Consider the following 22,758-nt stretch of genomic DNA (forward strand, 5'->3'; position numbering starts at 1 on the left):
ATTCTTTCTTTTGTGGACAATTATGAGGTTCATCCGACTTTTTCTGGTGATTAATGAGATAAATCGCACAGAGTTTTTTTACCAGCACTTAGGTGGTTGAGAAAAATCTGTCAAAAGAAGTGTGTATTCCGCTATAAATGCTTATTTTTGCAGCAGGATGTCCCTGATGGCATTCGTGCTGGACGGCAGATGCCATATTGGAATGAGCGAAAGAGAATATACATATTATATAATAATGACTATGGATAAAGATTTGGAAGAAAGGATATCCCTTGCCGTAGAGTATTTCATGCAGGGATATGGCTGCTGCCAGAGTGTTGTCGCAGCCTTTTCAGACTTGTATGGACTGGATGCCGACATGGCCAAGCGTATAGGAGCTGGTTTCGGAGGCGGCGTTGGCAGAATGCGCATGATGTGCGGTGCAGTGTCGGGACTTGTCATTCTCGCCGGACTGCATTGCGGTCAGACAGATGGCGCCGACCGCAAGGGCAAGAGCGCATGCTACGAGGTGGTACAGCGGCTCCTTGCCACATTCAAGGAGCGTAACGGCTCCATCATCTGTGCCGAACTGCTCGGCATAGGTGGGGTGAGGCCGGAGACAAAGGTGACGCACGTGCCTGATGAGCGCACGGCCGAATACTACAAGGTGAGGCCGTGCGCGGCCAAGGTGGAGAGTGCTGCGCGCATCTTTGCGGAGTTCCTGATGGATGTGGATAAATAGGATATCCATTTTTTGCACATCAAATTGGAGACCCTATTTATTAGGTAGGGTGTAAAGTTTGATGTACCCAAAATGGAACTGTTCCTGATTTACTCTGACTACTTGCTCACCGAACACGCATTGACCAGCACGCACTGTAAGCGCAGAAGCACATAGCCCAGGGTAAAACGTAGCGGCATCCTGGGTGTAAGGAGACATTGTCAATTAAAGAAAGGGCAAAAGCGTTATTTGTCCTGCTGTTATCTAGGTTCAGTAGAAATTTCCTGGGGGCTAAGTGCCCCGTAGGGTGAGTCTTTCCCCCTTTTATCTTATCCAGAATAGGACAGACTTTTCTGTGCCAGTTCAGTCCAACTCTCACGCAAAGCATTGCAATCGTCCACGCAAAGCTTTGCATCTGTCCACGCAAAGCTTTGCATCTGCCCACGCAAAGCTTTGCATCCGCCCACGCAAAGCATTGCCTTCATTTAGGAGTCCCATCGCCATGTTTTTTCAACAGAGCCGTTATCTACGCTTTTGCGCTTACAGCGCGACCATCACCTATATGAAATACCCCAGGGTGCCGCTACGCTTTACCCTGGGCTATGCGCTTTTGCGCTTTGCCTTTCCTTTGCCTTTCCTTTGCCTTTCCTTTCAGCCGGCGACCTTTGGTTCAGCCGGCGACCTTTGGTTCAGCGCGACAATTATCGACATGAACTTCAGAATTAGGATATTCAATTTTTGCACATCAAACTGTACACCCTACTTATTAATAAGACAAGGAGGGCGTGTCACTTGATTGTGACACGTCCTCCATGCTGTTTTGGGTTCTTCCAAGTATGTTGGCTGTTACTTTCTTGCTCCAAAGAATTTCTGCGGAGCATCGGCAGCGTATGTCTTTCCACCTACTGTAAGCGATGTCTTCACTATGCCGGTAAGCGATGCACCGTCGGTGGCACCTTCTGGCAGGCTCTTTGCAGTGAAGTCCCAAGCCTCGTCATAGACGGCATTGTCCAGACGGTTGGTGTCAAGTGCGTAGTTGGCGAAGGCTACACCCAGGTCGTTTGCTCCCTTGGCAATAACGCTGTGAGCGTCAATGGCGTCAGCGTAGTTCTTGTTGGATACGTAGTTGAGGTATGGCACTGTAGTTTCGTCGTCGATGTCCTGCTGAAGTGTGCTGGTTATTGCGCTGGCAGCATAGCAGTTGTAGTCGATTACCGACTTGTCGTCGCATCCGTCCGATATGCCTGGGGTACCCCACTTGGGCACCTGTGCGCGGTACTTGCAGTTCACCATGAGGTTGTTGAACACGTTGACAAGTATGTTTTTCTCTACGTAGATACATCCGCCCTTGGTGCCGTCACGCCGCCATCCTGCGTTGATGATGGTGTTGTTGTATGCCACGCATTTGGCCTGTCCGCGGCCTGCGGCATCGTCCTGGCCAGAACTTGAGAGCTTCAGACCATTGGTGTTGGGGCTGTACATCACGTTGTATGCTACAACAGTGCTCGTGCCAGCCTTCACGTTAACGGCCTCGCCGCCAGTAGCTCCATTGCCAGAGAAAGTGTTGTTGGTGATGATGGCCTGTCCACCCTGCATGTATATGCCGTCGGCAAATCCGTTCCTTATCACACACCCTGTGACTACGAGCGAGCCCTGGAAATTCGGGCCGGTAGTAATCTGTACTCCGTAGTCCTCGCCTGCTGTGTAGATGCCAGAGATGACTGATGGTGAATTCTCTGTCATTGCGCTGCCGGCATACTCGATGATGCAGTTCTCGAAGAGTGCCTCAGCCTGTGCGTCGCTGCTGTTCAGCATGAAGCCACCCCACAGGTTTTTGCAATCGGTGACGTTGCTGAATTTGCGCTCGTTAGTTGGTACAGAGAAGAGGATGGGAGCATCGGCAGTACCCTTGCAGTAGATGTTGCCGTCTACGGTGAACTCGATGCCTGTTCCGTTGGCATCGGCAGAGTTGAAGATAACCTCTACACCTTCTTCTATGGTGAGGCTCTTGCCGGCAGGCACTTTCAGCTGTCCGTTTACGGTTACGGTGGTGTATGCGTCCCATGTTCCTGACACCTCGCCTGATACTGTCATTGCCTTTGCGGTAACGCTTACGCTAAGCGTCTTTGCCAATGAAGGCATGGCTGCGGGAGTAGCGGTGATGGTGGCAGAGCCGGGCTTTATGGCGGTGACAACTCCGTTGGCAACAGTTGCCACTTCGTTGTCGGAAGATGTCCATTCTACGGTCTTGTCCTCGACATTCTCGGGGAAGAACTGTACGTTAACGTTCAGAGTCTCGCCCGGTGTCAGCGTTGTTGCTGTCGGGTCGATGGTGAATTTGCTAAGTGTAACTGTCTCATCGTCATCGCTGCACGATGTTGTCACTGTTGCGGATGTGAGGGCTATCGCCATCATCATCAGAAATCTCATTGCTTTCTTCATACTATTTTTTTTGTTGTAATGTTGTTTTGTCTGTTATTGTGCGTTTACAGCTTCCATCTTACTCCTGCTGTCAGGCTCACTCCGTTTTTCTCTTCCCTTTCCACTACGCCCCCGTTGTATCGGCGTACATTCTGCAAGTTGGCGTTGCGGTCGTTGGCATTATAGTATCTGATGATTGCGGAGTTGAGCAGGTTCTGCGCCTTGGCGAATACGCTCCATCCACCCTTGAATTTCTTCTCCATGCTTGCGTCGAGCTGCCACAGTGGTGCGTCCCAGCGGTCATTCTCGTACATTCGCTCAATCACGGCTATGCGTTTGCCTGTGTATGAGCATGCCACTTGTGCGTCCCATCCGTTCTTGGCGTCTTTGTAGAGCAGCGAGCAGTTGAAGACGTGGGCGGCCTGACCGAAGAGCGGACGGCTCTGGTCGGCATGCTCGGTGTATATTGTTCCGTCGGCAGCTGTAAGCTCACGCAGCTTGGTGGTGGTTATTTTCGAGTGGGTGTAGGTATAGTTGGCTTTTATACCGAAACGGTTGAAGTATTTCATCACGTCAATCTCCAGTCCCCAGTTTGAAGCGTTGCCATAGTTGCCCGGGGTGTAGAAGGTCTCCTGTCCTATGGCTGTCATGCCATATTCTATAGGGTTGTGAATGTCCTTGTAGAACAGGCATACCATCAGCTGCTCGCTTTGTCCCGGGAAATACTCATACCGCAGGTCGAAGTTGTCGGCTGTGGTGTGTTTCAGGTCAGGGTTGCCACATTCGTTGTAGTCCTCGTTTATGATGTGGTAGGGTACAATCTCGAAGAAGCTCGGACGGTTGATGGCCTTGTAGTACGACAGTCTGAGGTTGGCGTCGCGGTGTACGTTCCATTTGATGTGGGCATCGGGCAACCAGTCGGTGTAGCGTTGCTCTCCAGCGTTTGCGTTTCCGTCGGTCACAAACTGCAGAGTATATCCCTGTCGGGTATTCTCAGCCCTCAGTCCTGCCACTATTTGCCACTTGCCTGCTGTCAGAGTGGCCTTTCCGTAGCCGGCTCCAATCTTCTCTGTTGCACCGTAGTTCATGGGGTCGGTGAGCGTATAGCTCTTCAGGCGCAGGCTTATGCCGTCGTAGTTGTCCCAGTCGCTGCCCTTGAACTGGTCGTAGGGCGTCTCCTTGGACTCATCGTAAGGCTGGAAAGTGTATTCATGGTAGTAGCTGTCTCGTTTCTTGTCGCGGTACAAGCCTCCGGCATTGATGTCGAGAGTTGTGTGTCCGGCCTTAATCTTGTAACCCATGTCAAAGTGTCCGGCAATGTCCCTGTCGGAGTTGTGCTCCCACCGCCTGATGGCTCCTACGTTCTTGTTCACCCATACCGATGTTCCGGCTGTGTTGCTGTTGAGTTGAATCTGCGTGTTGTCTGGTGTCTTCTGGTTAGCCTTGGCAATGTTCGCACCCCATTTCAGAGTCAGCGCGTCGCCAGCCAGCATCCGGTGCTCACCCAGCAGCGATGCGTTGGCAATGGTTTGTCTCTGCCAGCGCAGGCGGATTGTCTCCTCCTGCTCTGCAAAGGCATCCCTCACTTGCGAGTTGCCGAAATCCATATATCCACCATACAGTGCGAGTTTATGTCTTTGCGTTATGTAATAGTCCAGTTTTGCATGTGCTCCCAGTCGTGTCTGGTTTTCCGAGAAGTAGCGGTTCGTCACACGCTGTATCCCGTCGTTGTCGGCTGTCGTGTCGTATATGTCGCTGGTCTTTCCTTTGTTGCTGTTGCGGAAACTCAAGGCCGCCATCACTCCCAGATGGTCATTGGCGAAGCGGTCGCCATAGGCAAATCCCGCAGCTATGTCGGGCAGGGGCTTGCGCGTGCTGACATGAAGGTTCTTCATGCTGAAGTCGCCCTCGTCAGTAGGGTAGGCCATGCCAAAGCGTTCGTTGGGGCTGCTGCCTACTATGTCGCCATGGACAAACGATTGGAAGTCGTTGTTCAGGAAGTGCGAGCTGTAGCCTGTCTGCACATTCACTGTGAGCATCCGCTGTGCTGGGGCATCCTTCATAACCATGTTTACGGCTCCGCCAATGCCGTCGCCTTCCATGTCGGCAGTGAGCGATTTGGTCACCTCCAGCCTGTCGAGCAGCTCAGATGGGAATATGTCGAGTGGCACAAAGCGGTTCTTGCTGTCGGGGCTCGGTATTTTCAGTCCGTTGACCAGAGTGTAGTTATACCGTTTGTCCATTCCTCGCAGTATGGCGTACTGTCCTTCTCCGGAACTGTTGCGCTCCATGGTGACTCCACTCATACGTTGTATGACGTTTGCTACGGTGATGTCGGGTGACAGCTCGATGGCTTTTGCACTCATTACGTTGACAACGTTCAGTGAGTTGCGCTCCATGAGCCTTGCGCCCATCTCCGAGCAGCCTGTATTCTCAGCCACTATCACCACGTCGCCCAGAGCTACTGCGTCAGCCTCCATGTCAATGTCGACAACGTCGTCGCTGTTGCTTATGGTAACCTCCTTGGTCTTGTAGCCAACGTAGCTGCACACCAGTGTGCATGGGAATTTGTTGAGTGACAGCTGGAAGCTGCCGTCGAGTCCGGTGGCTGTGCCTTTGTTGCCGGACCCCTTTATGATTACTGATGCGCCAATAATCTCTTCTCCCGACAGCACGTCTTTTATCTTGCCCTTGACGATGCTGGCATGGGCGGCGATGTTTGCAGCCAGGAGCAGAATGGCCAACACTATTGTTCTCATGCTTTTCCTGTCGTTGAGTCGTGTTTCAGTTGTGCCTCGATGCTTATTTGTGCGTTCTCTCTATCTTGTGAATGACTGTTCCAGTCTTGTCGACCATGCTCAGTGACAGCTTCTCAGGTGTGGCTGTAAGGACAGAGAAACCAGGTTCTGGTGAGCAGAACACCGTACCTTCTGTTGGCGTGACACTGCGGGCCAATGAGCCTGCTGAGTTGACTACGAAGTCTATGCCGTCGTTGCCGCGGCGTATGTGCTGGAAGTTGTGTATATGTCCGCAGACATACATGTCAACCTTCTTGCTGTATTTTCTAAGTATTGGCAACAGGTTGCGCTGCATGTCCTGCTGCTCGATGATGTCCTTCTTGGTCTGGGCGTAGACGGGATGGTGTCCTACTACTATCACCCAGTCTTCCTTGGCGTTTTCGAGCGTGGTGTCTATCCATGCCAGCTGTGCCTTTACATCCTGATTGTTGACGTCGGGGTAGGTGGGGCTGTTATGATAGCGGTCTATCAGTGGGGTAGTGTCTATGAACACTATCCTTACGCTCACCTTGCTGTCATCGTCGCTGAATACTCTGGTATAGTATCGTCCACCCATCACCCAGCGCCTTGACACATTGCTGTAGTCGAGCACAGCCTGGGTGTTGCCGCGGTATTCGTGGTTGCCGAGAATAGGCATCCAGTCGATCATCAACTCTGGGTGAGAATAAATAAGCTCGTAATTGGTCATCCACAGTGGGTCGTTGACAGACTTTACGCCTCCGAAGTGGTGAACGTCGCCAAGGGCGAGCACTGCCTCCGGGCCTATGGTCTCAGCCATCTTGCCCATCAATTCGGCTATAGGCTTTTGGTCGTAATAACCATTGCGTCCAAGGTCGTTGCCTATAAAGAGGCTTACGTCGCCTTCCAGCTCCTCCCATTGTGTGGGAGACTGTGCGTGTGCTGTTGAAAAAACAATCACTGATGCTGCTATTGCAAGAAATACAATCAGCAGGTTGCGCTTAGCGCTTTTAATGCTAACAGATAAATCCATATAAATCTTCTATTTGATTTTTCGCCTGCAAAGGTACTGGCATATTGTTACAACGTGGTGACACAGATAATAAGAACCTGCGTCATTGGTGTTTCGGAACTGTTACAAAAAAGGAGGCTTCTGTCAGGAAGCCTCCTAGCATTTATAGTGGGAGTTGGGTTATGGTGGGAATAATGAGCCCCACCTTATATAGGTGTGTTTCTTTGCGATCACTTAATATCAAGTATCATTGTCTGGCGTGGAGCAAGGGTTACAGGAGCCGTTATGTCAACCTTGTTTCCTGTGGTGATGTCGGTGGCCGTAGTGCGGTTGCCTATTACTTCCGCATAGCGTGCCACGTCGAAGAGAGCTTCTGAGCGTTTGCCGTTGAGGATGGTGAGCACGGTATTGCCGTTGAGGGTACGTGCAATGACGTAGACACCCTTGTAGGGGATGAATTGCGTTTGTGCGCCTTTGGTTATAGTCTCGTTACCTTGCCTCCAGTGGAGTATGCGGCTCAGCCAGTCGAACATTGCATTCTCGGCCCGTGTCCGTCCGTCACGTGTGAACTTGTTGACCTCGTCGCCGGGGAAACCGCCGGGGAAGTCCTTGCGCACATTGCCGTCGGTAATCTCCTTTGTGCCGTTCATCAGCACCTCTGTGCCATAGTACAGCTGTGGAATTCTGTTTACGGTGAGCAAGATGGCCAAAGCCTGTTTAAGAGCTGTAGAGTCCTTGCCTTTCCCCAGGAAGCGGTCGGTATCGTGGTTCTCGATGAATGCCATGACACTTGAGGGGTTGGGGTATAGGTAGTCGTAGACGAAACTATTGTATATTCTGTTGAAGCCATGCCACCAGTCGTCCGTCTCCTCGTTCTTTGCCTGGTTAATGCGGTCGTAGAAGGCAAAGTCCATAACCGTAGGCAGATAGCTGTTGGTTCTTGCCAGTTTGGAGTCCTTCTGCCATGCTGCTGTGTATGCAGGCTCCGTTACCCATGTCTCGCCAACGGTGTTGAAGTTGGGATATTCCTCGCCAATGACCTTCATCCATAGTGCCATGGCTTCAGCGTCAGCGTATGGATATGTGTCCATGCGTATGCCGTCGATGCCGATGGTCTCTATCCACCACATGCTGTTCTGGATGAGATATTTTATCACGTGCGGGTTGCGCTGGTTTAGGTCTGGCATGGTAGGCACGAACCATCCGTCTACGGTCTCTCTGAGGTCTACTTTGCTGGCATAGGGGTCTATTACGGGTGTGAGCTTATAGCTCGTCTGCAGGTATTTGTCGTTCACTTTAGCGTCGCCATCCATGGTCTTTAGCGCTACGGACTTGGCCTGGTTCTCAGGCAGCAGCCACTCGGGTGTGTTGAACCAGTCCTTGGCTGGCATGTCTGCCACCCACGGATGCTCGAAGCCGCTGTGGTTGAATATCATGTCCATGACGATTTTTATGCCTTTCTGGTGTGCCTCGTCGCAGAGTCTGCGATATTCCTCGTTGGTGCCGAGGCGTGGGTCTACGCGGTAATAGTTTGTTGTAGCGTAGCCATGGTAAGTGCTCTGGGTGCCATGGTCGGGAGAGTTGTTCTCAAGAACAGGAGTAAACCACAATGCCGTTACGCCGAGTTCCTTGAAATAGTCGAGATGCTGGCGTATGCCCTCAAGGTCGCCTCCGTGGCGCAGGCTGGGCTGCGAGCGGTCGTTCCTGTAGGCACGCATGCCATCCATCTGGTCATTGTCTGTCCTTCCCGAGGCGAAGCGGTCGGGCATGAGCATGTAGAGCACGTCGGCATTGCTGAAGCCTATGCGCTCATGTCCGCTCTTCTCACGCGCCTTGAGCTGATAGGGAATCTTCTGCTTCTTCTTTCCCTGCCGGAAGTTAAGGGTCATAGTGCCAGGCTGTGCCTCAGCGAGGTTCATGTATATCAGAAGGTAATTAGGACTGTCGAGGCGCACTATGCTGTCGATGCGTACGCCGGGATAGTCGGTGGTTACGTCGGCGGTCTTTATTCCTTGTCCGTATACCATAAGCTGAAGGCTTGTGTCCTTCATGCCCACATACCAGTCGGTAGGCTCTATGCGGTCTACCTTCATAGCTGCGTTCATTGTCATTGCGGTGCCCATAAGTAGGGCGGCTATTGTCGTCTTCATCGGGTGTGGAATTTTTGTATTTTTCATCTATGGATAATGATGGCTTCTTGCGGAGCAACGTTTATCTCTTTTCCCTTATACTCGGCAATACCTGCGAGGTTGATGATGCCGCCCTCGCAAACAGAGGTCCAGCATCCTTCGGGTATGGTAACCTTTTGGGCTTTTTTGCTCGCATTAAGTATTACTATAATATCTTGCCATGAGTCGCCATTGGCATTGTCCTTCAGGCGGAAGCAGATGGTGCAGTCGGATGTCGGGATGAACTCCAGATGCTGCCGCACCATGGAGGCATCTGCCATACGGAAGGCTGGGTGATTACGGCGCAGCTCCATAAGTCCGCGGTAATAGTCGAAGACCTGCGGGTAACGGTCCTTGTTGGTCCAGTCTATGGCGTTGATGTAGTCGGGCGACTTGAAGCTGTTGTGTACACCCTTCTTGTCGCGCAGCACTTCCTCGCCGGCATAGATGAATGGTACACCCTGGGAGGTGAAGACCATAGTCTGGCCGAGAAGGTCGAGGCGGATAAGCTCATCTGTCGTGATGCCCGGGATGCTTGCCTTAAGACGGTCGACAACACACATGTCGTCGTGGCATGATATATAGGATATCATCTGTGCGGGCGAGTTTGCCCACGGAGCCTTGGAGTAGTTGACCTTAGAGATGTCTATCTGCGGATGGTCTATGCACCCGGCAATGCCGAAGCGGATGCTCTCCTCATTGCCTGGTATGGCACCCAGGAAGGCTGCCTTATGGTCATCGTTGAACGGTCCACGTATAGCGTCGCGCATGTCATCGCAGAATGCGCCTATGCGGTCGAGCTGACGTGTGTTGGCCTTCATGGCGAGCTTCTCTACCGGATAAGCGCAAGTGCCGGCGCTCCATCCCTCACCATACATATATATATTAGGGTCTACCTCGTCGAGAGCCTTGCGTATGAGGTTCATGGTCTCTATGTCGTGTATGCCCATCAGGTCGAAGCGGAAGCCATCGATATGGTATTCCTTTGCCCAATAGAGCACCGACTCTATCATGAACTGGCGCATGAGAGGCTTCTCGCTCGCTGTCTCGTTGCCGCAGCCGGAGCCGTCGGAAATCTTGCCGTCGGCTGTGGTACGGAAGTAATATCCCGGATAAGTAAGGTTGAAGTTGCTCTCCTCGATATTGAAGGTATGGTTGTAGACAACATCAAGAATGACGCGGATGCCTGCCTTGTGTAGGGCCTGCACCATCTGCTTGAACTCCCTGATGCGCGCCACGGGGCATGTGGCGTCGGTGGAATACGAACCTTCGGGCACGTTGTAGTTCAATGGGTCGTAACCCCAGTTGTACTGCGGTACATCAGGCTTCGACTCATCGACGGAGGCATAGTCGAACGAAGGGAGAAGATGTACAGCATTCACGCCGAGGTTCTTCAGATAGTAGACTGCCTTGGGCTCGGTGAGGGCAAGGAACTTGCCCTTGTTCTTCAGTCCTGACGTCGGGCTGATAGAGAAGTCACGGTGGTGCATCTCATAGATGACGAGGTCTACAGGCGATTTTGTCAATGGCCGTCTGTCGTTGTCCCATCCCTCGGGGTTTGTCTCTCCCATGTCGACAATGGCTGCCCTTCTTCCATTCACGGCAACAGCCTTTGCAAAGACACCGGGAGTTTCCTGCATGGCTTTCTTCCCTGTCTGCACCTGGAAGGTGTAGTACAGTCCCTTGAGGTCACCTGGAATGTCGGCAGTCCACTGGTCGGTGCCTGTGCGTTTCATTTTTACTGTCTTCACCACAGAGCCGCCAATACCTTCTTTATATATGTTCACCTTGACGCTCTTTGCCTTTGACGGTGCATTGAGCTTGAACGAAGAGACATCCTTGGTGTAGGTCATCTCGTTGAATGTGGTTTGCGCAGACATGTTACAAGGAAGTAGGAAGAATAAAAGCCTCACCCCCAGCCCCTCTCCAAGAGAGAGGGGAGCAAGAATGTTTTTTCCTTTGAATATTTTCGATAATTTCATTATAGGTCATTTATGTGATTATGTGCTGTTTATGTGATTATGTGCTGTTATATGATTATGTGCTGTTTATATGATTATGTGCTATATATATGATTATGTGCTATTTATATGATACTACATAATTATCCCACCTCAACATTTCACTCCCCTCTCTCTTGGAGAGGGGTTGGGGGTGAGGCTTTTTTTTATTATTATTTTGAGGGGTTAGGTGTGAGGCTTTTTATTGAAATTGCAAAGCCACCGCCTGGTGCCTGCTGTATCTTGAGCTTCTGTCCCTGCTTAACGGTCTTCTTGGTGATGGTGTATGCCTTGGGGTTCTTCTCGTAGTCGGCATCCTTTGCATCGGCATATATGGTGGCCTCATACTTGCGTCCCTTGTCGAGGAAGTCTAAGTTAAGTATGGTGAGGTGTCCGTCTTCGTTGCACTTTCCGCCAACAAACCAGTTGTCAGACTTTTTGTCCTTACGCGCCACAGTCACGTAGCGGGCAGGTTCTGCCTCCAGATAGCGGGAGTCGCTCCAGTCACAAGGCACGTCACGTATGAACTGGAAGGCATCGTCATATTTCCTGTAGTTCTCGGGCAGGTCGGCGGCCATCTGTAGCGGAGAGTACATTGTCAGGTAAAGGGCCAGCTGGCCGACAAGAGTGGTATGCACATAGTTTGGATTGTCGCTCCACGTGCTCAGCTGTGTTTCCAGAATACCGGGAGTGTAGTCCATTGGACCACCCTGCAGGCGGGTGAAGGGGAGTATCACGGTGTGGTCGGGACGGCTTCCGCCGAAAGCCTCATACTCTGTACCACGTGCACTTTCGTTGCCTACGAGGTTAGGATATGTGCGGCACAGACCGGTTGGACGCACTGCCTCATGTCCGTTTACCATGACATGATGCTTGGCTGCTTCCTTTATGACATACATGTAATGGTTGTTCATTGACTGCGAATAATGGAAGTCGCCACGAGGTATGATGTCGCCTACATACCCCGTCTTGACGGCATCGTAGCCATATTTGTTCATTAGGTCGAGAGCCTCGCCGAGATGACGCTCGTAGTTCTGCGTGCTCGACGATGTCTCGTGGTGCATCATCAGCTTCACGCCTTTCGAGTGGGCATAGTCGTTGAGGTACTTGATGTCGAAGTCTGGGTAGGGAGTTACGAAGTCGAAGACATCGCGCTTCCACATATTTGCCCAGTCTTCCCATCCTATGTTCCATCCCTCTACCAGAACTTGGTCGAGTCCGTTGGCAGCGGCGAAGTCTATGTATTCCTTCACATGTGCAGTGTTGGCGCCATGCCGTCCGTTGGGCTTTAGCTTGGTATAGTCAGTCTCACCGAGTTTTACCGATGGCAGTCCGCTGGTGTATTCCCATGTGCTCTTGCCAACAATCATCTCCCACCACACGCCGCAGTATTTGGTTGGGTGTATCCATGACGTGTCCTCTATCTTGCATGGCTCGTTGAGGTTTAGAGTGAGCGATGTGGAGAGCATCTCGCGTGCGTCGTCGCTCACCTTTACCGTACGCCACGGTGTGTGACACGGTGTCTGCATGCATCCTTTCAGTCCTGTGGCATCAGGAGTGAGCCACGACTCGAACACAAAGTTCTTGTCATCGAGGTTAAGGTGCATAGTGGCATAGTCCTCGCAGGCAGCCTCGTGGATATTGATATACAGCCCGTCGGCAGTCTTCATCTGCAGAGCTGTCTGCACGCCAGTCTCCGAGAACACAGAGACCGAGGAGTTGTCCCAGTTGACAGCCTGCTTGAAGCGTCCGCGTATCTCCGACAGCTTCGTCTCCTGTGTCTCCTGCTCCTGTGTGTCGTAATCGCCCGGTAGCCACCATGCCGTATGGTCGCCCGTCATGGCAAACTGCGTATGCTCCTCCTTGATAAGGAAATAGTTGAGCGACTTCTGTTGTGGGAACTCATATCGCAGTCCCATTCCCTCGTTGTATACACGGAAGCGTATGATGATGTTGCGGTCGGCGGCAGGCTGGTTGAGGTTCACCTCCAGCTCGTTGTAGTTGTTGCGTATCTGCGACCATTCGCCCCACACGGGAGTCCATGTCTCGTCGAACGACGATGAGTTGGTAGATGTCACCTTGAAGCCGTCCATAAGGTCGGTTTCGTTTTTGCCTTTTGAGGCATGCTTGTCTTTTGCCAGTTCCAGTCCGAGCCGGCTTCGTTTTACCACGGCTTTGTCTTTGTACGACATCTCGTAGGTGGGCACGCCGTTGTCTGTGAGTGCGAATGTCACTTTCACGTTGCCGTTGGGTGAGCTGACGGTCTGGGCGGCTACTGCCAGTGGGCACAGGAGCATGGCAATTCCCAATGCCATTATTTTCATGCTGTCCTTCTTGCTAACGTGGGTGTTAGGGGACAATACTCTTTGGTACTTCATGATGTTTTTTGTTTTATCAACGTCCGTTATCAATTATGGAGTTTCTTACCATGTCGCAGAATTTTCTGTTTGCCGACAAGTCTTCAATGTTTTTGTGCATGCGGTATCGCCAGTAATGTTTCGGATTGGCAGGAATATTGATTCTCTCCGCGTTCTGGTCAGCGAGCCTTACGTCCTCGTCCATAGCCATCCAGTCCTGTATGCTCAGTACGCATACCATGGATGGTGATGCCAGATGCCGTCCGATTATTTCCTGTGCCAGCTTGCCTGGCAGTGGATGAGGAGCCGCTCCTCCCAGGAAGAGCATGGTGTTGTAGTAGCATTGCGTGCGCTCGGTGTTCTCGTCCCACCATTGGCGTAGTGTCGGGGTGTCGTGCGAGGAGATGGTGCATACCGAGCGGTATGGGTTGCGTGACAGGTGTCCGAAACGCACGGACGGGTCTTTTGGCATAGACTGCAATTCGAGCGATAGTATGCGCAACTCATTCATTACCCATGGCACGCAGTCGGGAACCATACCCAAATCCTCCGCGCATACGAGCATGCGTGTCGCCTGCACGAGCTTAGGCAGCTTCTTCATAGCCTCACGATACCAGAACTGGTTGTTGCGGTGATAGAAATAGTCATCGTACAGACGGTTGAAGACGGCTTTGTCGCAATCGTACAGAGCCTCATAGGTGAAGTCCTGTTGTGCCGAGATGCGTGGATGGAACTTGTTGGAATCCTTGCGGTCGCGCAGGAAGAGAACGTTGCTCACCAGCGAGTATAGTCCGTCGCGCAGGCTGTCGTGGTCAGCAAGTACTTTCTTGTCAGAGTTCATTGCCTCCAGCTGCTGACGCTCGGCGGCGAAGACGGCTTCTATCTTCTTCTGGGTATCGAACTCGGGCTTCATGACGTATATGTCGTCATGGCTGTGGTTGAGATACAGCCTCTTCACGTCCTCGGCTTTCTCGTGGAATATCCTGTCCACTATCCAGTCAGAGATGAACGGTCTTGTGAAATGGTCTTCGTGGAATGGCAGTCCGTAAGCCTCTATCTCCTCGCGCGACATGCCGAGAGACGGGGCAAACTGTCCGAGCAGACCATGAACAGCATCGGCAGGAATCTCCCAGATGCGGAAGAATCCCAGCACGTGATCTATGCGGTATGCATCGAAATACTTCGACATATTCTGGAATCTCCTTACCCACCATGCGCAGTCATCTTTTAGCATCTCGTCCCAGTTGTATGTCGGGAAGCCCCAGTTCTGTCCGTTTGCTGAGAAGTCATCGGGTGGGGCACCAGCCTGCCCGTTAAGATTGAAGTATTTTGGCTCCATCCAGACGTCGCATCCGTATCTGTTGACGCCTATAGGTATGTCTCCCTTCAGTATTACGTGCTTGGAGCGTGCGTAGTCGTGCGCGGACTTCATCTGCTGGCTTAGCACGAATTGTACGAAGTAATGGAATGCAGCTTCCTTGTATAGCGCTGTCCTGGTGTTGGTGAGCTTGTCGCGGTCGGCCTCGTTCCATGTGGTGTTGCCCTCCCATTTGCTGAAGTCGGCAGTGCCGTTCTTATCGCGGAGCACGCAGTAGTGGGCGTATGGTACGAGCCATGCCTCAGAGTCCTTGAAGAAAGCCCTGTACTCGTTGGTACCCATCATGCGCTTGCCCTCTTGGGCGTAGATCTCGCGAAGGTATTCCACCTTTGCGTTGTTCACCCTCTCGTAGTCAATCTTCGGCAGTGCGTTGAGCTCTTTCCTAAGCTGGTCGAATTTTTTTTGCAATGTCTTGTCTGCCAAGGGCGGCAACTGGTTTAGGTCGGCATATTGGGGATGGATGGCGAAGATGGAGATACAGCTGTATGGGTAGCTGTCCGTCCATGTGTGGGTGATGGTAGTGTCGTTGATAGGCAATACCTGCAGCAGCCGTTGTCCGGTCTGTGCCACGAGGTCTATCATCTTTTTCAGGTCACCGAAGTCGCCAACGCCGAAGCTCGTCTTTGAGCGTAGCGAGAATACGGGAACAAGCGTACCTGCTATCTTGATGTTGTGGAACGGGAAGAATGCCTGGTCGAGGCTGTAGACAGATATGTCGCCATCGGCAAGGTGCACAAGGTCAATGGTCCTGTTGTCGCCCGTTTCCCATGTGGCTGCATTTCCGTTGTTGATATCAATGGCAGCAAACTTGAACTCCATCTCGTTGCTGCTCAGCGAGTCGGCATTGATGTCCACAGTCCATTCATTGTTTACGTGCTCCGTCATTCGCATGCCCTTGTCCACATGCCATGCTCCGAGCACGTCGTCAGCACCCGTTATCACCAGCCTGTGGTTAGCCCTCAGCTGCGGAGCCTTCACGGACAGTCTGATGGTCTTGGGCATGTCAGAGGCTACGGGGACAGAGATGATGCGGCGGTTCAGACAGTCGGTGAAGGCCGAGCTGTACAGGTAAGAGTCCTCTGGCATTTCCGTCCAGTGGTCATAGATATGATAGTTATGCGCCTTCCTTGCGTTCAGCTCGAGGCGGTGTGGGAAGGTTGTCCACTCGTGGGCTTTCTCTGTTCCCGAGCAGTCCACGCTATAGTAATAGTCTATTATGGTGCCCGACTGCTTGTCCGGCATATTCATCTGGTATGACCAATGGAGCCCATCTTTGGTCCCCATTCTGAACTGCGAGGCTTTCTGGTTCCCTTTCTGGTCTGTATGGATTAGGTTCAATACCAATTCTTCGCCGAATCTGGTATGGTATTCAATGTTGAAATTTAAGTTCATAGTCAGGTAATTGTTTATCGCCTTCAAAGGTAGTAAATTACATTAATTAATATGGAAGAGATTGTTATTTCTGAAAGGAAAAAGTTGTGCAAACGTTTGCATAATACTATAAACCAACTCTTACTGTCATGCCCTCCGGTCCTATGGCGACATCGTATTTTGCCCTGTTTCCAGTTATCAGGTCGCCAAGGAAGTAGCCCAGCATGGTTCCTCCTATGCCAATGGCGGCTCCTGCTGCCACATCGTCCCAATGGTGCCGGTTGCGGCGCACACGGTCGGCTGCCGTGAGGGCAGCCACGCCATAGCCCGCAACACATATCCACTTGTGTGAGTGCCAGTATTCCTTGCAAAGAACCGTCGCACCGGCAAAGGCCACTGTGGTATGCCCAGACGGGAAGGAGTTGTTGTCCGTACCGTCAGGTCTCCGCCTGTCCACGCAATTTTTCAGTCCCCATGTCACGCCAGAGCTGATAGCCACCGATGCGGCAGAGTTGATGACGAGCCTTTCCCATGATGATGTGCCGTCAATGCCAGCAGCTTTCAGAACAAATGCGGAGGCAACGGGCACGAAGCGCATGGCGTCGTCTATGCCGTCGCCATGATACTCCTTGTCTTGCCCGAAGGCAGCGTTTGTAAAGGTCAGGACAAGTAATGCCGTTGTCAGTAGTCTGCGTATGCTCATTTCCTGCTGCTCTCCTTTATACCGGCCACACATACTGCACCAATCACCAGGAATACTCCTGCTACAATCATCATGTTGCTCTGGTGTGAGCCTACGAGCTTAAGCAGCAGGCCGCCGCAAAGTGCGGCAATGATTTGCGGCACGCAGATGGTACCATTGAATAGTCCAAGGTATGCCCCCATGTGACCGTATCCCTGCAAGGCGTTTGTGACGAACGTGAACGGCATGGCAAGCATGGCAGCCCAGCCGCAGCCTATGAGCAGGAAGGGGACGAACTGCAGGTATTGGTCGTGGATGAACGGGATGAGCGCAAAGCCTATTCCTCCGAGCACGAGGCTTAGGGCATATGCCACCTTGGTGTTGCTGAACTGCGTGAGGCATATAGCCCATACCACGCTGCCGATAGCCTGTACGGCAAACAGTATTCCTACCCAGTTGCCTGCTGTCTGGAAGTCGGCCGACGAGGGGTCGGTGGTATTCCATACAGTCTCTGCTATTGCTCCTGTGGTGTAGTTCCACATATACAGGAAACCAGCCCAGCAGAAGAACTGTACCACGCCTACCTTCCAGAATGTGGAAGGAGCCTTGCGCAGCAATGTAATCCATCCCGCATTATCCTCCTCGGCATCCTTGCTGTCGGTGCCGTTGTAGCTGTTGTACTCCTCGGGGTTCCACTCGCGTACCTTTGCTACTGTGTATATCACGCACAGGATGAGTATGGCGGCTCCTATATAGAACGACCATATAACCGAATCGGGCACTACGCCTTTCTCTGCGATATTGCTTACTCCTATCCATGTGAAGAGGAAGGGGAATACAAAGCCAGCCACGCTGCCGGCATTGCACAGGAAGCTCTGTATGGAATACGCCTTGGCCTTCTGCTTCTCATTGACCATGTCGCCTACGAGCATCTTGAACGGTTGCATTGCCATATTGATGCTGGTATCAAGAAACATGAGTGCTGCCAGTCCAAACACCATGGCTGCGCTGACTGTCAAACCAAATGAGCCAGCATTGGGAAGCAGGCACATGACAACAACAGCAAGGGCTGCTCCTACAAACAGATAGGGAATGCGTCGGCCAAAGCGGCACCATGTCTTGTCTGACAGGGTTCCGACAATGGGCTGTACGAGGATGCCCATCAGCGGTGGCAATATCCAGAAGTAGGACAGGTCGTGAGGGTCGGCGCCAAGTGTGGCAAAGATGCGCGAGATGTTCGCACTCTGCAGGGCGTAGGCAATCTGTACTCCGAAGAAGCCGAAGCTCAGGTTCCATAGCCCCCAAAAATTCATGTCAGGTTTCTGTTTCATAGATGTATTATTTTTTTTGTTATTATGTTCAAGTTTTGTCATTTATCTTCCTTTATCTTCCTTTATCTTCCTTTATCTCCTTTTATCTCCCTTTATCTTCATTTATCTCCCTTTACTAATTACGTTGTCATCTGGTAGTTCCCCTAATGATGAGTCTTGTCCTTACGACGCGCTTCTCCACCTGCGACATGGGCAACGACCCTTCTATGTGGCCAATCACTATGTTGGCCGCTTCCTCGCCCACAACCTTTCCCCGTTGTTCCACAGTAGTCAGCATAGGGTCGCATGATATGGCTCTTTCGCCATTTGTAAATCCGCACACGGATATGTCCTCGGGTACGCGGTAGCCCATTCGCTTGGCAGAATACAGTATTCCTATGGCAGTGTCGTCATTTACTGCAAAGAAGGCATCTGGTATTTCCTCCGAGGCCAGAAGGTCGGGAGTAATGATTTCTGCATCTGCGCGGTTGTCGCAGATGCGGAAAAACCTGTCGTCGGGCTTCAGTCCCCTCTTTAGCAAGGCATCCTTGTAGCCGTTATATCTGTTCTTGCTAATCTCCATTCCCATGGGCGAGCCGTAGAAGGCTATACGCCGGCAGCCAGTGTCAATGAGGTGGTTAACGGCCGTGAAAGCACCCATATAGTCATCCACCACCACTCGGCTGGCATTCACTCCTGTAGATATCCTGTCGTAGAATACCAGTGGGATGCCGTGTCCGATGAGCTTCTGGAAATGGTCGTAGCGCTGTGTGTCCTTAGCCTGCGACACTATAACCCCGCTCACCTTGTGGTCGTAGAATGACTCGCAAATCTTCACTTCCCTGGCATACCTCTCGTTGCTCTGCGCCACCATCACCGTGTACCCCCTCAGCGATGCCTCCTCTTCTATGCCACTCAGCACCGAGGCGAAATAGTAGTGGGGTAGGTTTGGAATGATGACACCGATGGTCTTCAGTGGCCGTTTCTTGCTGTTGCGCAGGCTCTCGGCAATGAAGTTGGGGTAATAGTTGTGCTGTCTCGCATACTCCTTGATGCGTTCCCGCTGCTCGACGCTTATGCGGGGGCTGTCTTTCAGTGCACGCGATACCGTCGCCACCGATACTCCAAGGTCGGTGGCAATATCTTTCATTGTTATAGGTGACTGTTCGTTCATAGGCGATTAGACAATCGTTGATAGGATTCTTGTGCTATTCCCCTTCTTCCTGGAGGAGAAATATGCAGATTTGCCACATTTATATATAAAGGTGTATTTGACAGATGCAAAATTAAATAAAACAAAGCCTGCGTGAATGGCTGGCTGAAAAATTTTGAATTATTTGTTGTGCAAACGATTGCACAAAAGAAATAACGTTTTTACATAAAAAAAAGTATGTGGTAAAATAAATAAATTTAATTTTGCAACGTGAACAGTTATATAAGTTATCTCTGATTGTGTGTCAACATACTTCAATGTGTGAATAATCAGCTACTGATGAAATAGTGGATTAAACCGAAATATTTTCAAACAACAAATTGTTATAACTAAAAACTTAAGAAAATGAAGCAGGTACAAATTACAATGCCTCGAAGGGCTCTCACGCTCGTGTGCGGACTGGCCCTTTCTGCGACAGCATTTGCCCAGCAAGTGATTGTCAAAGGACATGTGAAGGATTCTGCCGGTGAGCCGATTATCGGTGCTGCCATCCGTGTCAACGGACAAAGCGGCGGTGCCGTTACCGACATCGACGGTAACTTCTCTATCAAGGCTGACAAGGGTGCCACCGTTACGGTGTCCTATGTCGGTTATGAGCAGGCCAAGGTCTCAGTTTCCAACAACATGGTAATCACTCTCCAGGAAGACAACCAGTCGCTCAAGGAGGTTGTGGTTATCGGTTATGGTGTTGCCAAGAAAAGCGACCTTACCGGTTCGGTAACCGCTCTGAAGCCAGACTCCAAGAACAAGGGTGTTGTCGTAAACGCACAAGACCTTATGCAGGGTAAGATAGCTGGTGTGAACGTCACTGGTGATAGCGGTGAGCCAGGTGCAGGCACTCAAATCCGCATCCGTGGCGGCTCGTCACTCAACGCCTCCAACGACCCGTTGGTGGTTATTGACGGTGTTCCTATGGACAACAACAAGGTGAACGGCAGCGCGAACCTTCTTTCTACTATCAACCCACAGGACATTGAGTCGTTCAACGTGCTCAAGGACGCTTCGGCAACAGCCATCTATGGTAGCCGCGGCTCCAACGGTGTCATCATCATCACTACCAAGAAAGGCCGTGCAGGACAGAAACCCACAGTATCTTATTCTGGTAGCCTCACCGTAAGCTCGAAGAAGAAGACTCATGACATGATGGACGGCAACGAATACCGTGCTTTCGTCAAGGGTATCTTCGGCGAGAACTCCGACCCGTACAAGGCTCTGGGTACAGCCAACACCGATTGGCAGGACCTCATTTACCGCACTGCTGTAAGCCACGACCACAACCTTACGGTTGCCGGTTCTGTAAAGGACGTGCTCCCATACCGTGTTTCGGTAGGCTATACCGGCCAGCAGGGTATTCTGAAGACCTCCAAGTACGACCGTTACACAGCATCTGTAAACCTTAATCCCTCTTTGCTTGACAACCATCTGACATTGAACCTCAATGCCAAGGGTATGTACTCAGAGAACCAAAAAGCCAATACCCAAGCTATTGGTGCTGCCGTCGACATGGACCCGACTCAAGACCCATATTCGTTCACCTCTCCATATCATATCGCGCTCATTGGCGACAATATGGAACAGACCTTGAAGAACTTTGGCGGTTACTTCGAGTGGCTTACACCCGCATCTGGCCTTGGTGATGCACAGTGGGCTTTCACAAAACATAAAGATGCTACCAAGAACCCGTTGGCAGTACTTTATGGCAGCGACAACAAGCAGACCACACGTTCTTTCATCGGTAGTGCTGACATAGACTACAAGGTGCATGGCTTCGAGGACTTGCGTCTCCACGCCACCCTCGGTCTTGAGGTGGCTGAGGGCAAGGACAAGAACACTTGCTACCAGTTCGACCCCGCCAATATGTATTATGGTGGTAGCTCTAATAACAAGAACCTTAAACGCAACGAGCTGCTCACCGCATACGCACAATATTATAAGGATATCAACAAGAACCATCACCTCGACGTGATGGCAGGTTACGAGTACCAGCACTTCTTCTTCAGATACAACAACAGCTGGATGCAGTATTATCCTGCTACTGCTGGTGAGAATGCTGGCAAGGTGTTCAACGACCAGCCCGACTTCGACAAGTACGAGAACTTCCTCGTCTCGTTCTTCGGCCGTGCCAACTACATCTTGATGAACCGTTATTATCTTACAGCTACCGTTCGCCGTGATGGCTCATCCCGCTTCCAGGAACATTGGGGAACATTCCCTTCATTCGCATTCGCATACAAGATTAAGGAAGAAAAGCCTTTACGCGATCTCAACTGGTTGTCAGACCTTAAGCTGCGCCTCGGCTATGGTGTTACAGGTCAGCAGGAGGGTATCGACAACTATCTTTGGATTGCCCAGTACAGAGTGGGTGGACCTTACGGATACTATCCTATGGCAGGTGACGGAAAACTGTACACACCTAAGTATTTCAACAAAGACCTCAAGTGGGAAACAACCACTACATACAACGTAGGACTTGATTTCGGTGCTTTCGACCAGCGCGTAACAGCAAGTGTTGACTGGTACTACCGCAAGACCAAGGACCTTATCAACAACGCTCCCGTCGCAGCACTCTCAGGTTTTGCTGATATGGGCTTGCAGAACATCGGCTCGCTTAAGAACACCGGTGTCGAGGTTGCTCTCGGATGGAAGGTTGTGCAGACTAAGGACTGGTTCTGGTCTCTTGACTACAACTTCACATACAACAAGAACGAGATTACCGACCTGACAGGTGTCTCCGAGGGTGGACTGCCAGTGCTCACAGGCGACAATATCGACCAGAGCAACAAGGTGCTCGCACACCAGGTAGGCTATGCTGCCAACTCATTCTATGTTTACCAGCAGGTTTACGACCAGAACGGCAGACCTATCGAGGGATGTGTTGTTGACCGCAATGGTGACGGCGAAATCACGGAAGGTGACCGCTATCTCTACAAGAACATAGCAGCTCCTGTCACAATGGGCCTTTCATCACGCCTGGAATACAAGAACTGGGACTTTGGCTTCACTCTCCGTGCAAGCATAGGCAACTACGTGTACAACAACTTCGACCAGGCAAAGCGACTGACATCAGAGAACGCTATATGGGCACAGAGCACATACCTGCCCAACCGCCCTCTTACTTCTCTCTTCTGGCAGTCTGACCATAACACCTCCAAGCTTACCGACCTGTTCGTACAGAACGCATCGTTCCTGAAGTGCGACAACATCACTCTCGGCTACAGCTTCAACAACCTTTTCGTCAAAGGCTTCAGCGGACGTGTATATGCAACAGCCTCCAACGTATTCACTATCACCAAGTATGATGGAATAGACCCCGAAGTAGGTAGCGGTATCGACAACAACCTCTATCCACGTCCGTTCTCATTCATCTTTGGTCTGAATCTCAATTTTTAA

The 22,758-nt window shown here is 51.4% G+C and carries 12 protein-coding genes; 2 read left to right on the forward strand and 10 right to left on the reverse strand.

Annotated features, from left to right (window positions below):
- The first annotated feature begins 253 nt into the window (after positions 1-253).
- Positions 254-721 carry a C-GCAxxG-C-C family protein gene (locus CIL02_RS08095; RefSeq protein WP_170935049.1) on the forward strand — a complete coding sequence of 156 codons (468 nt, stop codon included), beginning with the start codon at positions 254-256 and terminating at the stop codon, positions 719-721.
- A gap of 825 nt (positions 722-1,546) precedes the next feature.
- Here CIL02_RS08095 and CIL02_RS08100 read toward each other — a convergent pair.
- The 10 genes from CIL02_RS08100 to CIL02_RS08145 all read right to left on the reverse strand — a co-directional run bounded on the left by CIL02_RS08100 (position 1,547) and on the right by CIL02_RS08145 (position 19,329).
- Complete coding sequence (locus tag CIL02_RS08100; RefSeq protein ID WP_094400711.1) at positions 1,547-3,142, reverse strand: Ig-like domain-containing protein; 1,596 nt, start codon at positions 3,140-3,142, stop codon at positions 1,547-1,549.
- A gap of 44 nt (positions 3,143-3,186) precedes the next feature.
- Positions 3,187-5,880, reverse strand: a complete 2,694-nt coding sequence (locus CIL02_RS08105; RefSeq protein ID WP_094400713.1) for a TonB-dependent receptor domain-containing protein — start codon at positions 5,878-5,880, stop codon at positions 3,187-3,189.
- Positions 5,881-5,923: 43 nt separating this feature from the next.
- Positions 5,924-6,910 (reverse strand): metallophosphoesterase, encoded by a 987-nt coding sequence (locus CIL02_RS08110; RefSeq protein WP_094400715.1) that lies wholly within the window; start codon positions 6,908-6,910, stop codon positions 5,924-5,926.
- 209 nt (positions 6,911-7,119) lie between these two features.
- The gene (locus CIL02_RS08115; protein ID WP_094400717.1) at positions 7,120-9,039 is read right to left on the reverse strand and encodes a glycoside hydrolase family 13 protein; all 1,920 of its coding nucleotides are present in this window, start codon (positions 9,037-9,039) and stop codon (positions 7,120-7,122) included.
- Between the two features lie 23 nt (positions 9,040-9,062).
- Positions 9,063-10,937, reverse strand: a complete 1,875-nt coding sequence (gene pulA, locus CIL02_RS08120; protein ID WP_094400719.1) for a type I pullulanase — start codon at positions 10,935-10,937, stop codon at positions 9,063-9,065.
- Between the two features lie 293 nt (positions 10,938-11,230).
- Positions 11,231-13,381, reverse strand: coding sequence for a glycoside hydrolase family 97 protein (locus tag CIL02_RS08125; RefSeq protein WP_094400759.1), 2,151 nt, complete (start codon positions 13,379-13,381; stop codon positions 11,231-11,233).
- 70 nt (positions 13,382-13,451) lie between these two features.
- A complete protein-coding gene (locus tag CIL02_RS08130; protein WP_094400721.1) occupies positions 13,452-16,184 on the reverse strand; it encodes a 4-alpha-glucanotransferase in 2,733 nt (910 codons plus the stop codon).
- Positions 16,185-16,290: 106 nt separating this feature from the next.
- Positions 16,291-16,866 (reverse strand): phosphatase PAP2 family protein, encoded by a 576-nt coding sequence (locus CIL02_RS08135; RefSeq protein ID WP_094400723.1) that lies wholly within the window; start codon positions 16,864-16,866, stop codon positions 16,291-16,293.
- Positions 16,863-18,176, reverse strand: a complete 1,314-nt coding sequence (locus tag CIL02_RS08140; RefSeq protein ID WP_094400725.1) for an MFS transporter — start codon at positions 18,174-18,176, stop codon at positions 16,863-16,865. The genes CIL02_RS08135 and CIL02_RS08140 overlap by 4 nt, the downstream gene beginning before the upstream one ends.
- A 127-nt stretch (positions 18,177-18,303) precedes the next feature.
- The gene (locus CIL02_RS08145; protein WP_094400727.1) at positions 18,304-19,329 is read right to left on the reverse strand and encodes a LacI family DNA-binding transcriptional regulator; all 1,026 of its coding nucleotides are present in this window, start codon (positions 19,327-19,329) and stop codon (positions 18,304-18,306) included.
- Between the two features lie 384 nt (positions 19,330-19,713).
- Here CIL02_RS08145 and CIL02_RS08150 point away from each other — a divergent pair, with 384 nt between their 5' ends.
- On the forward strand, positions 19,714-22,758 hold the full coding sequence (locus CIL02_RS08150) for a TonB-dependent receptor (protein WP_094400729.1): 3,045 nt from the start codon (positions 19,714-19,716) through the stop codon (positions 22,756-22,758).

This window comes from Prevotella sp. P3-122, from assembly GCF_002251365.1.
GTDB lineage: Bacteria > Bacteroidota > Bacteroidia > Bacteroidales > Bacteroidaceae > Prevotella.

Bases quoted from the DNA above. Each gene is read 5' to 3' on its own strand.
- CIL02_RS08105 (WP_094400713.1), bottom strand. From the start codon at position 5,880: ATGAGAACAATAGTGTTGGCCATTCTGCTCCTGGCTGCAAACATCGCC.
- CIL02_RS08150 (WP_094400729.1), top strand. From the start codon at position 19,714: ATGAAGCAGGTACAAATTACAATGCCTCGAAGGGCTCTCACGCTCGTG.
- CIL02_RS08125 (WP_094400759.1), bottom strand. From the start codon at position 13,381: ATGAAAATAATGGCATTGGGAATTGCCATGCTCCTGTGCCCACTGGCA.
- CIL02_RS08100 (WP_094400711.1), bottom strand. From the start codon at position 3,142: ATGAAGAAAGCAATGAGATTTCTGATGATGATGGCGATAGCCCTCACA.
- CIL02_RS08135 (WP_094400723.1), bottom strand. From the start codon at position 16,866: ATGAGCATACGCAGACTACTGACAACGGCATTACTTGTCCTGACCTTT.
- CIL02_RS08145 (WP_094400727.1), bottom strand. From the start codon at position 19,329: ATGAACGAACAGTCACCTATAACAATGAAAGATATTGCCACCGACCTT.
- CIL02_RS08115 (WP_094400717.1), bottom strand. From the start codon at position 9,039: ATGAAGACGACAATAGCCGCCCTACTTATGGGCACCGCAATGACAATG.
- CIL02_RS08140 (WP_094400725.1), bottom strand. From the start codon at position 18,176: ATGAAACAGAAACCTGACATGAATTTTTGGGGGCTATGGAACCTGAGC.
- CIL02_RS08110 (WP_094400715.1), bottom strand. From the start codon at position 6,910: ATGGATTTATCTGTTAGCATTAAAAGCGCTAAGCGCAACCTGCTGATT.
- CIL02_RS08130 (WP_094400721.1), bottom strand. From the start codon at position 16,184: ATGAACTTAAATTTCAACATTGAATACCATACCAGATTCGGCGAAGAA.
- pulA (WP_094400719.1), bottom strand. From the start codon at position 10,937: ATGTCTGCGCAAACCACATTCAACGAGATGACCTACACCAAGGATGTC.